This window comes from Lentzea guizhouensis (assembly GCF_001701025.1).
In the GTDB taxonomy this organism is placed as follows: domain Bacteria; phylum Actinomycetota; class Actinomycetes; order Mycobacteriales; family Pseudonocardiaceae; genus Lentzea; species Lentzea guizhouensis.
Genome location: NZ_CP016793.1, coordinates 9554140 through 9565909, shown reverse-complemented (window position 1 = coordinate 9565909; position 11770 = coordinate 9554140). Strand labels below are relative to the sequence as shown.

At 70.9% G+C, this 11770-nt stretch carries 16 protein-coding genes, 1 pseudogene and 1 riboswitch; of the genes and pseudogenes, 7 read left to right on the top strand and 10 right to left on the bottom strand.

The window, feature by feature from the left end; all coding sequences use genetic code 11:
- Positions 1–2 precede the first annotated feature (2 nt).
- The 4 genes from BBK82_RS45385 to BBK82_RS45370 all read right to left on the bottom strand — a co-directional run bounded on the left by BBK82_RS45385 (position 3) and on the right by BBK82_RS45370 (position 2370).
- Positions 3–383 carry a VOC family protein gene (locus BBK82_RS45385; RefSeq protein WP_065920433.1) on the bottom strand — a complete coding sequence of 127 codons (381 nt, stop codon included), beginning with the start codon at positions 381–383 and terminating at the stop codon, positions 3–5.
- Between the two features lie 118 nt (positions 384–501).
- Complete coding sequence (locus BBK82_RS45380) at positions 502–1260, bottom strand: CbtA family protein (RefSeq protein WP_065920432.1); 759 nt, start codon at positions 1258–1260, stop codon at positions 502–504.
- Between the two features lie 15 nt (positions 1261–1275).
- A complete protein-coding gene (locus tag BBK82_RS45375; protein WP_065921887.1) occupies positions 1276–1464 on the bottom strand; it encodes a CbtB domain-containing protein in 189 nt (62 codons plus the stop codon).
- Positions 1465–1496: 32 nt separating this feature from the next.
- Positions 1497–1671, bottom strand: a riboswitch (cobalamin riboswitch).
- Between the two features lie 48 nt (positions 1672–1719).
- Complete coding sequence (locus BBK82_RS45370; RefSeq protein ID WP_065920431.1) at positions 1720–2370, bottom strand: (2Fe-2S)-binding protein; 651 nt, start codon at positions 2368–2370, stop codon at positions 1720–1722.
- A gap of 108 nt (positions 2371–2478) precedes the next feature.
- Between BBK82_RS45370 and BBK82_RS45365 the strand changes: the two genes are divergently transcribed.
- Genes BBK82_RS45365 through BBK82_RS45355 form a run of 3 tightly spaced genes read left to right on the top strand, consistent with a single transcriptional unit; the run spans position 2479 to position 3907 of the window.
- Positions 2479–2742 (top strand): phosphoribosyl-ATP diphosphatase, encoded by a 264-nt coding sequence (locus BBK82_RS45365; protein ID WP_065920430.1) that lies wholly within the window; start codon positions 2479–2481, stop codon positions 2740–2742.
- Between the two features lie 14 nt (positions 2743–2756).
- Positions 2757–3617: an ATP phosphoribosyltransferase gene (gene hisG, locus BBK82_RS45360; protein ID WP_065920429.1), complete on the top strand. Its 861-nt coding sequence runs from the start codon at positions 2757–2759 to the stop codon at positions 3615–3617.
- 2 nt (positions 3618–3619) lie between these two features.
- A complete protein-coding gene (locus tag BBK82_RS45355; protein WP_237047943.1) occupies positions 3620–3907 on the top strand; it encodes an antibiotic biosynthesis monooxygenase family protein in 288 nt (95 codons plus the stop codon).
- Here BBK82_RS45355 and BBK82_RS45350 read toward each other — a convergent pair.
- Positions 3863–4492 carry a phosphoribosyltransferase gene (locus tag BBK82_RS45350; protein ID WP_065920427.1) on the bottom strand — a complete coding sequence of 210 codons (630 nt, stop codon included), beginning with the start codon at positions 4490–4492 and terminating at the stop codon, positions 3863–3865. The genes BBK82_RS45355 and BBK82_RS45350 overlap by 45 nt on opposite strands.
- Positions 4489–4884 carry a DUF4345 domain-containing protein gene (locus BBK82_RS45345; protein ID WP_065920426.1) on the bottom strand — a complete coding sequence of 132 codons (396 nt, stop codon included), beginning with the start codon at positions 4882–4884 and terminating at the stop codon, positions 4489–4491. Before BBK82_RS45345 ends, BBK82_RS45350 begins: the two co-directional genes overlap by 4 nt.
- Before the next feature lie 76 nt (positions 4885–4960).
- On the opposite strand from BBK82_RS45345, the pseudogene BBK82_RS55450 reads away from it, so the two are divergent.
- Positions 4961–5370: pseudogene (locus tag BBK82_RS55450) on the top strand (DDE-type integrase/transposase/recombinase); the annotation flags it as partial.
- 159 nt (positions 5371–5529) lie between these two features.
- Complete coding sequence (locus BBK82_RS55445) at positions 5530–5994, top strand: TetR/AcrR family transcriptional regulator (RefSeq protein ID WP_237048503.1); 465 nt, start codon at positions 5530–5532, stop codon at positions 5992–5994.
- A 73-nt stretch (positions 5995–6067) separates the two neighbouring features.
- Here BBK82_RS55445 and BBK82_RS45335 read toward each other — a convergent pair whose 3' ends face one another.
- Together BBK82_RS45335 and BBK82_RS45330 are read right to left on the bottom strand one after the other, a co-directional pair.
- Positions 6068–6829 carry a thioesterase family protein gene (locus BBK82_RS45335; protein WP_065920425.1) on the bottom strand — a complete coding sequence of 254 codons (762 nt, stop codon included), beginning with the start codon at positions 6827–6829 and terminating at the stop codon, positions 6068–6070.
- Positions 6829–7674 (bottom strand): RecB family exonuclease, encoded by an 846-nt coding sequence (locus BBK82_RS45330; protein ID WP_065920424.1) that lies wholly within the window; start codon positions 7672–7674, stop codon positions 6829–6831. Before BBK82_RS45330 ends, BBK82_RS45335 begins: the two co-directional genes overlap by 1 nt.
- Positions 7675–7758: 84 nt before the next feature.
- Between BBK82_RS45330 and BBK82_RS45325 the strand changes: the two genes are divergently transcribed.
- Positions 7759–8877, top strand: coding sequence for a site-2 protease family protein (locus BBK82_RS45325; RefSeq protein ID WP_237047942.1), 1119 nt, complete (start codon positions 7759–7761; stop codon positions 8875–8877).
- A gap of 15 nt (positions 8878–8892) precedes the next feature.
- Positions 8893–9717 carry a tRNA (adenine-N1)-methyltransferase gene (locus tag BBK82_RS45320; RefSeq protein ID WP_179953856.1) on the top strand — a complete coding sequence of 275 codons (825 nt, stop codon included), beginning with the start codon at positions 8893–8895 and terminating at the stop codon, positions 9715–9717.
- Between the two features lie 53 nt (positions 9718–9770).
- On the opposite strand, the gene BBK82_RS52180 is transcribed toward BBK82_RS45320, so the two are convergent.
- Positions 9771–10655 (bottom strand): Rv0361 family membrane protein, encoded by an 885-nt coding sequence (locus BBK82_RS52180; protein ID WP_065920422.1) that lies wholly within the window; start codon positions 10653–10655, stop codon positions 9771–9773.
- Between the two features lie 61 nt (positions 10656–10716).
- On the bottom strand, positions 10717–11511 hold the full coding sequence (locus tag BBK82_RS45310) for a hypothetical protein (RefSeq protein ID WP_065920421.1): 795 nt from the start codon (positions 11509–11511) through the stop codon (positions 10717–10719).
- Between the last annotated feature and the right edge of the window lie 259 nt (positions 11512–11770).

The window sequence follows — 11770 nt, the reverse complement described above, 5'->3', positions numbered from 1 at the left end:
CGTCAGAGCGGGTCGAGACGGCGCCTGAGCAAGCAGAACTCGTTGCCCTCCGGATCGGCGAGCACGTGCCACGACTCCTCGCCGGTCTGACCGACGTCCGCCGGCCGGGCGCCGATGGCCAGCAGGCGTTCGAGCTCGGCGTCCTGGTCGCGGTCGGTGGCGTTGACGTCGATGTGCAGCCGCGGCTTCGCCTTGACCGGCTCGTCGTGGGGGCTGAACACGATCGTCGGCTGGGCTCCGCCGAACCCGTCGCGCGGGCCGATCTCGACGCTGCCGTCGTCCTCGCGGCCGAGCACCACGAAGTTCAGCACCTCGCACCAGAACCGCGCCAGCAGTTCGGGGTCGCGGCATTCGAGCACCAGTTCACTGATCCGGCAGGCCATCGCCGCAACGTAACCGGAGCGTCCCGGCAATGCCACCGCCGTCGCCGTGCACCGCTCGCAAACCTTTGACCTTCAACAGAAACGGGGTGGCCCCGGAGCGACCACCCGCCACGACCGGTCAGCCGACGGCCACTGGCGCGTCCGCTTTGGCCCTGCGCGTCGCCGGGTCGACCAACAGCCCGAACACCACGCCGATGCCCACGTAGAGCGTGGCCAGCTGGGCGAGCGAGCTGAGCCGGAACTGCCACAGCACGGTCACCGGCATGTCCGCCGGAATCGTGTCCGGCGGCGCGGGGAACGCCAGCAGCACCACCGCGACGGCCGCGACCACGGCCAGCAGCACCGCGGTGACGCGCACCGGTTGCGACTGCGCGGTCAGCCGGGAGGCGAGCCGGCTCGCACCCCAGACGATCACCAGGCCCGCGACCACCACACCGAGGTAGAGCGCGGTGCGGTGGTTCACCGTCTCCGGGTCGCCCACGGCGGGCGGGTTGGCCGGGTACTTCAGCCACGGCAGCAGGGCGACCGCGCCGAAGACCGCCAGGCCGAACGCCGTGCTGCGGCTGAACGGGGTGCGGTCGACGAACCAGCGCTTCGACAGCGCGTAGGCCGTGGCGAACACCAGGCCCACCGCGATGCCGACGACCACCACGCCGAGCATGCCGCCCACGACCTGCGCGCCGCGGCTGACCAGTTCTCCTTCGCCACCGTGGGCATGCCCGTGGCCGTCACCGGCGGGTTCCCGGGCCTCCTCGACCGCGAGCGCGGCGCGGATCGGGATCTCGGTGACCAGGAGCTGCACGAGCGCGGAGGCGACACCGGCGATGGCGCCGGCCGCGACTCCGCGCAGTGCGATCGACTTGTACGTCGTCGTCATCTGCGTGGTCGCGGATCAGTGGCAGGGGACGCCGAGCGCGTGCCGGCCGTCGTGGAAGAACTCGTGCAGCAGCTCCGAGCTCGCACCGAGCGCGAGGCCGTTCTCCTGCAGGACCAGGTAGGTGACGATCAGGCCGAGCAGTGACACGGCGAAGGCCCATTTGGGCACGCGGACGGCGGACAGACCTGCTGCGGGGCTCGTCATGACGGGCTCCTCCATACCTCGTGGAAGGTGAAACTCCTTACGGCGCCGCAGCCGGTCTCCTGACTCCCGGATCATCGCTGCCCCCGCGTCTTCCCAGCCCCTCGCGGGACCAGTGACGTGCTCGGCGGGGATCGCTTCCCGGTCACAGTGGCGAGGACCGCGCCGGATTCACACCGGCTTCCCGTCACTGCGGCGCGTGCACCGTAAGTTGAGCGGCTTGGTGAGCACAACCGGCCATAAGTGTTGTTGCGTTCCTCACTTGACGAGCGGGCAGTCGCCGCACTTCCCACCTGCGGCAACGCGGTAGTAGAGGCAGCACGACCGGCGCAGGAACGTCACCTCGCCGGGGAACGGGATGAATTCTCCCGCGCCTTCGAACGGCGGTGCGGTCATGAGCTGGTTGCCGCGTTCTTCCGCTTCCTCCGCGGTGAGCACACCCGCGCGCACGACCATTTTCAACGCACCCGCGATGTTCGACATCGCGTTGCCCCACAACAGTCCGCGCGCCACCGGCACGACGGCGTGGACCGCTTCCACGACCGGTGCGAGCGCTTCGACCGGTCGCGGGCCGAGCTGCGGCACGTCGATGCGCACGCTCAGGCCGGTGGCGCGGTCGTGGTGCCACCAGAGGTTCGACGGGCGGACGTCGATCGGCAGGTTCGTCGCGGTCAGCGGGCTGAGCAGGCGCGCGGTGTAGCTGAGGAAGAACAGGCTGGCCGCTACGCGCGGCTCGCCCGCGTTGTACCGGGTGGCGATCGCGTCGATCGTGTCCTTGAGCGCCGGGCCTTCGAGCAGCGCCGTTCCCGGTAGCCAGGAGTCGTCCGGACGGCCCACGTCCAGGGCGAAGAACGGGTTGATGCCGCGCACCTGGCGCAACGCTGCGAGCACTTCCGCGAACTCCGACACGGAAGTTCACGCTACTGGGTGTCCATGCAGGACAGATCACGTCCACGGGCTGAAACAGATCCGACCGCGGTGTGGACGCCGGTCCCGGGGATGGGAGGATGTGAATTCGTGAAGACCTTCGACTCGCTGTTCGCCGAACTGACCGAACGTGCCCGCACCAAGCCGGAGGGTTCCGGCACCGTGGCTGCGCTTGAGGCCGGCGTCCATGCGCAGGGCAAGAAGGTGCTGGAGGAGGCGGGCGAGGTCTGGATCGCCGCCGAGTACGAGTCGGACGAGAAGCTCGCCGAAGAGATCTCGCAGCTGCTGTACCGCCTCCAGGTGATCATGCTGGGCCGCGGCCTGACCCTCGACGACGTCTACAAGTACCTCTGACGGAGAGCTGAACAATGCTGCGCGTAGCAGTCCCGAACAAGGGCGCGCTCGCCGAACGCGCCTCCGCCATGCTGACCGAGGCGGGGTACCGGCAGCGGCACGAGCCGCGCGACCTGACCGTGCTCGACCCGAACAACGAGGTCGAGTTCTTCTTCTTGCGCCCCAAGGACATCGCGATCTACGTGGCGTCCGGTGACCTCGACCTCGGCATCACCGGCCGCGACCTCGCCGCCGACTCCGGCGCCGACGACAACGGATCCTCGGTCGAGGAGCTGCTGGCGCTGGGCTTCGGCGGTTCCACCTTCCGCTACGCGGGACCCAAGGGCACCGAGTGGAAGGTCGAGGACCTCGAGGGCAAGCGCCTCGCGACCGCCTACCCGAAGCTCGTCGGCCGTGACCTGCGCCGCCGGGGCATCAACGCCACGGTGATCCGCCTCGACGGCGCGGTCGAGATCTCGATCCAGCTCGGCGTGGCCGACCTGATCGCCGACGTGGTGGGCTCCGGCCGCACGCTGCGCCAGCACGACCTGGTGGCGTTCGGCGAGCCGATCTGCGAGTCGGAGGCGGTGCTCGTGCACCGCTCGGGCTCGGAGCTCTCGGCTGCCAAGAAGCAGCTGCAGGCCCGCTTGCAGGGCGTCGTGTTCGCCCAGCAGTACCTGATGCTGGACTACGACTGCCCGCGCACGCTGCTCGACGACGCCATCGCCCTCACCCCGGGCCTGGAGTCGCCGACGGTCGCCCCGCTGGCCGACGAGAACTGGGTCGCGGTGCGCGCGATGGTGCGCCGCCGCGACGCGAACCGGGTGATGGACGAGCTGGCCGCGATCGGCGCCAAGGCGATCCTGGCCTCGGACATCCGGTTCTGCCGCCTGTGATCGTGGAACACGCTCTGCTGGACGTCCTGCCGGGACGTGCGGCGGAGTTCGAGGAGGCCTTCGGCGAGGCGCGGGCGTTGATCTCCGCCTCGCCGGGCTTCCTCGGCCTGCAGCTGTTGCGCTGCCTGGAGAACGGCGACCGCTACCTGCTGCTGGTGCGCTGGGAGTCGGTCGAGGCGCACACGGCCGGCTTCCGCCAGGGCCCGTCCTACGCCCGCTGGTCCGAGCTGCTGCACCGCTTCTACTCACCGTTCCCGGTGGTCGAGCACTTCCAGGACCTCGGCGTCTGACAGCTGCTCGAAGTTGTCGTACCACCGGCTCACCGCACCGAAACCGCGCGGCACCAGCAACGCGACGACCGGCTCGCCGAACGACGCCAGCGACTCCCGCGCCGCGACCGGCACCGCCAGCACGACGCGGTGCGGCCGGAGTTGTTCGAGCGAGTGCAACGCGGCCCTGGCGGTGACGCCGGTGGCCAGCCCGTCGTCGACCACGACCACGTCCCGCCCCTCGACCCGCGGAGCCGGCCGGTGCTGCCGGTAGAGGGCGGTGCGCCTGGTTGCCTCGGCCCGCTCCCGGTCACAGGCATCGGTCATCTGTCCCTCGGTGAGCCCGAGCGTCCTGAGCACCGCGGCGTCGTAGATCGGCTCGCCGTCCGCGGTGACCGCCCCGACGCCGTACTCGGGATGGTTCGGTGCCCCGATCTTGCGCGCGACGACGACGTCCAGCTCGGCGTTGAGGGTCCTCGCCACCTCCGCGGCCACCGGCACACCGCCGCGGGGCAGCCCCAGGACGAGCGGGTCGTGCCACGCACGTTTCGCGAGTCGCGCGGCCAGGGCGCGGCCCGCGTCCCGCCGGTTCGCGAACCTCTTCACAGTCGTTGTGACGGTACGCGTCTCGCCTCGGCCGCGGCCAGCCAGAAGAACACCGGTGGAAGCACCACTTCGAGTGCGATCAGCGGGAGCTGGAACCAGTGCGGCTGCCCGTGCACCGCCAGTGACAGCAACCGTCCGGCCGCCGACAGGGCGAACACGCCGGCCAGCCAGCGGACGGCGGTGGCCGGGATCGGCTTCTGCCGGGCCACCCAGACCCAGGCGAGCCCGTACCCGAGGAAGATCGCGTTGTAGAACCGCTCACGGCTGTCCACCGTCGCCCCGGCGTGCTCCGCGCCCGGTACCGACGCGACGCCCAGCACCACGTGGTACGCCCCGATCAGCACGCACGCCACGCCCATCGTCCAAGCAAGCGTTCTCAACGCCGCGGCCATCGGACCCCCTTGGTTGACACCTGTCTACTCCGCAGGTGTACACGTGTCAACTAGCTGTACTGCCCAGCGAGGTTGCGACCGGTCCTCACGCCCGCGGTCGAGCCCGCGCCGGACTCCGGCCCGCACCGAGCGGCGGATCATCAAGGTCCGCCTGGCGCGGCGGTGGGACCGGCGCGCATCGCCTACCTGCTCGGACTGACGCCCTCGACCGTGCACCGGATCCTGACCCGCTACGGCCTGGCCCGCTTGTCCCACGTCGACCGCGCGACCGGCCAGGCGAACCTGGGCCACAGCTACCTGCACAACGCCGTGGACGACCACTCCCGCCTGGCCTGCAGCGAAGTCCTGCCCGACGAGACCAAGGACACCGCCGCCGCGTTCTGGCAACGAGCCCAGACCTTCCTCCAGGCCAACGGCATCACCGTCGAACGGGTACTCACAGACAACGGAGCGTGCTACCGCTCACGGCTGTGGCGCGACACCCTCACCGACGCCGGCATCACCCACCCGCCAGCCGCGTTCCGAACCTCTCAGGGCGATACAACTAGCCTTCCGGCCGTGAGGTTGACACCGGAAGCACGCCGCTCGCAGTTGGTCGACGTCGGCGCGTCCCTGTTCGCGTCGAAGCCGTACGACGAGGTGGCGATGGAGGAGGTCGCTTCGCGTGCGGGCATCTCCCGCGCCTTGCTGTACCGGCACTTCTCCAGCAAACGCGACCTCTTCGCCGCCGTGCACCAGCGCGCCACCGACCAGCTGCTGACCGAGATCGGGGACCTGGGTGACGGCACGCTCGCCGAGCAGGTCGCCGTGGCCCTCGACACGCACTTCGACTACTTCCAGGCCAACCGCAACCTGGTGCTGGCCGCGAACCGCGTGCTGGCCACCGACCCGGTGGTGCGCGCGGTGATCACGGGCGGGTTCGCCGCCCTGCAACGCCGGCTGCTCGCCGCGGCCGGGGTCGACGGTCCACTCGCGGCCGCGGCGGTGCTGGCGTGGCTGGAGTTCGTGCGGGTGATGTGCGTGGAGTGGTTGGCGCATCAGAGCTTTGACCGGGTGCAGCTGCGTGCTCTGTGCGTTCGCGCGCTGCTCGGGGCACTCGACCTGGAGTAGCCGCCACGGCCGCGTGAACGTCCAGCGGTGCGGACGGTGGCAGGCGCTCGGTGCCGGACGGCGGACCGCCGGGTCAGCGTTCGCGGACGAACAGGGCCTGCGCCGTCGACCCCACCGGCCCCTGCACGTCGTGCACCGTGCTCGTCGCGACACCCACTCCGTCCGGCCCGATCGTCGTCCGCGCGTCCAGGCCCACCCACTCGCCGACGGGCTGGCGGTGCAGGTGGACGGTCAGGTCCGTGTTGATGGCGTACCACTTGCGGATGTCCACACGGGACGAGACGCCGCTGGAGGAGTCCACGATGGCGAACAGGCGCTCCAGCGGGGTCAGCGGGAAGCCCTCGACGACGTCGACGAGTGGGCGGGCCCACACCTGGGCGTCGCCTGGCGTGAAGATGCCGCCGGACAACGAGAGCCACTCGACGGCGGAGAGGTAGCCGCCGTCCCAGTGGTCGGGGACCTCCATCGGCACGGCGGCCGAGGGCGGGGGAAGAGCGGCTCCGGAGCCCGCAGCCACGGCTGTGGTGTCGGAGGCCAGGATGCGCCAGGCGCGGGCCACCAGGGCGGCGCGGCCCTCGCAGGAGAGCGTGGCGGACACCAGTTCCACCGAGCGGCCGGGGCGGTCGACGGAGGTGGAGACCGTCAGGTCGGCGACCGGGACCGGGCCGAGGACCTCGAACGTCACGCGGGCCAGTACCCGGTCGGAGCTCGACAGCGAGCGGACCAGCAGTGCGGAGGGCGGGCCCAGGTGCTGGCTGTCGGGGCCCCACGGGCCGACGGTGTGCGAGGTCGAGCGGTACGTGTGCTCGTCCAGCGGAAGGTAGAAGGCGGGCATCAGTCGCGGTCCTGGAGAGGCTCGGTGTCGTCGGGCTCCGGCCAGCCGGGGTAGGGCGGTGGGGTGCCGTCGAACGCGGGGCAGAAGGCCTTGTGGTCGCAGTAGCCGCACAGGCGGCTGGGGTTCGGGCGGAAGTCGCCGGTCGGGGCGGCGCGCATGATGGCCTGCCAGATGGCTTCCAGCGTGCGTTCGAAGCGGGCCAGCTCGGCCTCGTCGGGGGTGTAGGCCAGCGCCTGGCGGTCGGCGAGGTACATCAGGCGCAGCTGGCGGGGGACGACGCCGCGCAGCCGCCACAGGACCAGGGCGTAGAACTTCATCTGGAACAACGCCTTCGCCTCGCCGATCTCGCGCGGCGCGGCACCGGTCTTGTAGTCCACGACCCGGATCTCACCCGTCGGGGCCACGTCCACGCGGTCGATGTAGCCGCGCAGCAGCACGCCCGACGGCAGCTCGGACTCGACCAGCAGCTCGCGCGACTCCGGTTCGAGGCGGCGCGGGTCCTCCAGTCCGAAGTAGCCGTCCAGCAGCTTCGTGGCGGACGCGAGCCACTCCGCCTCCTCCTCGCCGCCGGAGACCTCGAACAGCGTCGCGAACTCCGGGCGTTCGGCCCGCACCCGCTCCCAGGCGGGCGCGATCATCGAACGGGCGCGGTCGGGGACCCGCTCGGCGGCGGGCAGCGCGAACAGATCCTCCAGCACCGCGTGCACGACCGTGCCCCGCACCTGCGCCTTCGTCGGTCGCTCCGGCAGCCGGTCCACCGCGCGGAAGCGGTAGAGCAGCGGGCACTGCTTGAAGTCCCCTGCCCGCGACGGCGACAGCGCGGGCCTGCGCAACGTGGTGCTCATGATTTGCACCCTAGGACAGGGGTCTGACAATTCCGCGCGGGCCACCAGACCGCGAGATCACACCGCGCGATCTACAGTGCACCCGTGGCCACGCGGATCAGCGAGAAAGAGGGTGGCCTGCTGCTGTTCCGGGTGGCGGGCATCCCGGTGCTGCTCGCGCCGTCGTGGTGGGTCGGCTCGGCGATCGTGGTGGCGTTCTACGCACCCCTGGTCGACGACCTCGCGCCCGGCACGCCTCCCGCGATCGGTCTGCTGCTCGCGGCGCTGTTCGCGATCTTCCTCGGGCTGAGCGTGCTGGCCCACGAGCTCGGCCACTGCGTCGCGGCACTGCGCCTGGGCCTGCCGGTCAGAAGACTCCGCCTGTACCTGCTGGGCGGGATGTCGGAGATCATGCGCACCCCCGGCAAACCCAGCCACGAGGGCGTGGTCGCCGGCGCGGGGCCCGCGGTGTCGGTCGTGCTGGCCGTGCTGTTCGGCATCGGCGCGTTCGTCATGGAGCCCAGCAACGTCATCTGGCTGCTCGTCGCCCAGATCGCCGCCGCCAACGTCGCGGTGGCCGTGTTCAACCTCCTGCCCGGCCTTCCGCTCGACGGCGGCCGGATCGTGCGAGCCGGTGTGTGGGCCGTGACCGGGCAACGCGCGACGGGCACGCGGGTCGCCGTGGTCGGCGGGTTCGCGGTGGCGTTCGCGCTCGTCATCTGGGCGCTGTACGGCATCGCGGAAGGCGCGGAAGACCGTTGGCTGCGTTTCGGTGTGTGCGTGCTCACGGCGTGGGTCGTCGTCGCTGGCGCACGTGGTGAGCTCGCCAGCGAACGCCGCCGCACGTGGCCCGCCGGCGTCACGCTCAACGACCTGATCCTGCCCGTGCTCCAGCTGCCGGCCGAAAGCCCCGTGGCGGACGCGCTAAGCACGAGCGCGGGCCGCGGTGTGGTGCTGGTGCGCGCCGACGGCGTCGCGGCCGGGCTGCTCGACACCGAGGCCGCCCGCGAGCTGGCCGCCGCGAGCCCGTTCGCGCCCGCCGAGCAGGCCGCGGAGCCGATCCTGCCGGAGACCGTGCTGCTCGCCGACGAGCCGGGCGAGGAGATCGTGGAACGCGTCCAGGGCACCGCCGCGTGGCAGTTCCTGGTCGTCGACCTGGAGGGCCGCCCTGCCGGTGTGCTGCGCAGGGAGGACCTGCGTGCGGCCATTGAGAAGGGCGTTTGACACCATTGCGCGGTGATTAGCGCAAGTGGACCGTTCCAGCCGGGTGACCGGGTTCAGCTGACCGACCCCAAGGGCCGGCACTACACGGTCGTCCTCGAGCCCGGCAAGGAGTACCACACCCACCGCGGCGCCATCCCGCACGACCTGCTGCTCGGGCAGCCGGAGGGGTCCGTGGTGCAGTCCGTGGGCGGCACGAACTTCCTGGCGCTGCGCCCGCTGCTGCCGGACTACGTGCTGTCGATGCCGCGGGGCGCGCAGGTGATCTACCCGAAGGACGCCGCGCAGATCTGCATGTACGGCGACATCTTCCCCGGCGCGCGGGTGCTGGAGGCGGGTGCGGGTTCCGGCGCGTTGTCCTGCTCGCTGCTGCGCGCGGTGGGGGAGAAGGGCAGCGTCCAGTCCTACGAGGTGCGCGACGACCACGCGGTCCACGCGATCCGCAACGTGGAGACGTTCTTCGGCGAACGCCCCGGCAACTGGTCGATCACCGTCGACGACGTGAAGAACCACGAGGGCGAGGTCGACCGGGTCATCCTCGACATGCTCTCGCCGTGGGAGGTCCTGCCCACGATCGCGAAGAACCTCATCCCCGGCGGCGTCCTGGTCGTCTACGTCGCCACGACCACGCAGCTGTCCGTCGTCACCGAGGCGTTGCGCGAGATGACGTGCTGGACCGAGCCGCACGCGTGGGAGACGCTCGTGCGCCCGTGGCACGTCGTCGGCCTCGCCGTGCGCCCGGAGCACCGGATGATCGCGCACACCGCGTTCCTGCTGACCACCCGCAGGCTCGCCGAGGGCGTGACGGCCCCGAAGCCGCAGCGCCGTCCCAGCAAGGGCTGAGAACAGCAGGAAGGGGGTCCCTCCGGCCGGAGGGACCCCCTTCGCTCACAACGTCAGTTGGACGGCTTCGGGAGCTTCAGGTCCTTGACGAGCTGGCAGTACTTCCACTTGCCAGACTCCTTCTTGAACGTGTAGTCGACGTCCACGTTCTGCGTCTTGCCGCCGAAGGTCGCGACACTGTTGATCTTGACCTTCGCCGTGTCGCCGGACACGGTGGCGCCCTTGTAGGTCAGCTTCGGCACCGGCAGCTTCTTGAGCTCCTCGGCGAGCTTCTTCTGGTCCTCGGTGGCGTTCCTCTCGAGCTCCGCCGCCTCGTCGAGCGCCGCCTTGCACATCAGCGACTTGGCCTTGCTCTCGTTGCGCGAGGTCGCCGCGCCGATGTACTCCTCGGCGACCTTCTTGACGTCGGCATCGTCGTTGCCGCCCGACTTGCCGGAGTCGCTGCTGCCCGGGTCGGACGACGCGCTGTTGCCGGAGTCGCCCGAGTCGCTGCCGGAGAGCAGGACCGCGGCCGTGATGCCGCCGCCGACGAGGACCAGCACACCGATGACGACGCCGATGATCAGGCCGGTGTTGCTCTTCTTGGGCGGCGGGCCGCCGTAGCCGGGGCCGCCGAAACCGGGCTGCTGCTGGCCGTACGGACCGGGCTGGCCGTAGGGGCCCTGCTGCCCGAAACCGCCGCTGGGCGGCTGCTGCTGAAAACCGCCGCTGGGCGGGCCCTGATGGCCGAACGGGTCCTGCTGCGGCTGGCCGTAACCGGGCTGGGGTGCGCCGTAGCCCGGCTGCGGGGGCTGCTGGCCGTAGCCCGGCTGGGGCTGGCCGTATCCGGGCTGCGGCTGCTGGCCGTAACCCGGCTGCTGCGGCGGCTGCTGCCCGTACGGACCACCGGGCTGCGGCTGCTGCCCGTGCGGACCGGGCTGCTGCGGCGGGTAGGTCATCGGAAATCCCCCGAACTGGATGAGGTTGTGGTGCCTGGCATGCGTTTCTGGTGGTGACGCGTCAGTCGGTGGAGCGGCTCTCCTTGACCGTGGACTTGCCGCACACGAGCCAGCCGGAGTCCTTCTTCTGCAGCGTCATGCTGTACAGGATGAAGCCCTTCTCACCCTTGGCGTTCACCAGGTCGTCCATGCGCAGGTCGAAGGTACCGGTCTCACCTGACACGGCCACCTTGCTCACCGTAACCTTCGGGGCCGTCTGCGGGGGCTGTTGCGCACCCTGACCGTCCTTGATGAAGCCGGGGCACGCGACCTCGGTGAACTTGCTCGCCGACATCGTGCCCTCCTTCAGCGACGCGAGCATGACGTCGCCGAACTTCTTGGCCGCCGTCTCCGCCGCCTTGTCCGAGCCACCGTTCTTGCTGTCGGTGGTGGAGGTCTTGGGGCTGCTGGTGGCGGTGCCGGAGCTCTCCGTCGTGTCCGTCGTGTCCGACGTGGCCTGCGGTGCGGCGGTCTTGGGCTCGTCGTCGCCGCTGAGCAGGACCGCGGCGGTGATGCCGCCGCCGACGACCACGACCACGGCGGCGATGGCGCCGATGATCAGGCCGGTGTTCTTCTTCTTGGGTGGCGGCGGACCGCCGTACCCGCCGAACCCCGGCTGCTGGCCGTACGGGCCGTGCTGCGGGTATCCGCCGCCCTGCTGGCCGAACGGCGGCTGCTGCGGCTGGCCGTACGGGCCGGGCTGCTGCCCGTGACCGGGCTGCGGCGGCTGGCCCCAGCCCGGTTGCGGCTGCTGGCCGTACCCCTGCTGCGGCGGCTGCTGGCCGTGCGGACCGCCCGGCTGCGGCGGGTAGGTCATCGGAAACCCCCAGGTGCTCGTGCAGTGATCTTTCCGCTGCACATTGTGGTGCTTGAGCCGGAAACGCGCGGTCGAATGGGCATCATCGGCGCGGCCGGGCGGCCGCGCGCTCCGCGTCCGGTTTCCGGGAGGTCACGCGGAGGTCCTGGCTGATAACGATTGCGGCACTCCGGCGGGAATCGAGTGCGATGCACTGCGCTGTCGGGTGGTGCGCCGGTTGCGCCGGCGAGACCACCCGGTTGGCCGCAGGCCCGCTGGA

Bases quoted from the DNA above. Each gene is read 5' to 3' on its own strand.
- BBK82_RS45330 (WP_065920424.1), bottom strand. From the start codon at position 7,674: ATGAGCACCACGTTGCGCAGGCCCGCGCTGTCGCCGTCGCGGGCAGGG.
- BBK82_RS45385 (WP_065920433.1), bottom strand. From the start codon at position 383: ATGGCCTGCCGGATCAGTGAACTGGTGCTCGAATGCCGCGACCCCGAA.
- BBK82_RS45380 (WP_065920432.1), bottom strand. From the start codon at position 1,260: ATGACGACGACGTACAAGTCGATCGCACTGCGCGGAGTCGCGGCCGGC.
- BBK82_RS55445 (WP_237048503.1), top strand. From the start codon at position 5,530: ATGGAGGAGGTCGCTTCGCGTGCGGGCATCTCCCGCGCCTTGCTGTAC.
- BBK82_RS45335 (WP_065920425.1), bottom strand. From the start codon at position 6,829: ATGCCCGCCTTCTACCTTCCGCTGGACGAGCACACGTACCGCTCGACC.
- BBK82_RS45345 (WP_065920426.1), bottom strand. From the start codon at position 4,884: ATGGCCGCGGCGTTGAGAACGCTTGCTTGGACGATGGGCGTGGCGTGC.
- BBK82_RS45375 (WP_065921887.1), bottom strand. From the start codon at position 1,464: ATGACGAGCCCCGCAGCAGGTCTGTCCGCCGTCCGCGTGCCCAAATGG.
- hisG (WP_065920429.1), top strand. From the start codon at position 2,757: ATGCTGCGCGTAGCAGTCCCGAACAAGGGCGCGCTCGCCGAACGCGCC.
- BBK82_RS52180 (WP_065920422.1), bottom strand. From the start codon at position 10,655: ATGACCTACCCGCCGCAGCAGCCCGGTCCGCACGGGCAGCAGCCGCAG.
- BBK82_RS45310 (WP_065920421.1), bottom strand. From the start codon at position 11,511: ATGACCTACCCGCCGCAGCCGGGCGGTCCGCACGGCCAGCAGCCGCCG.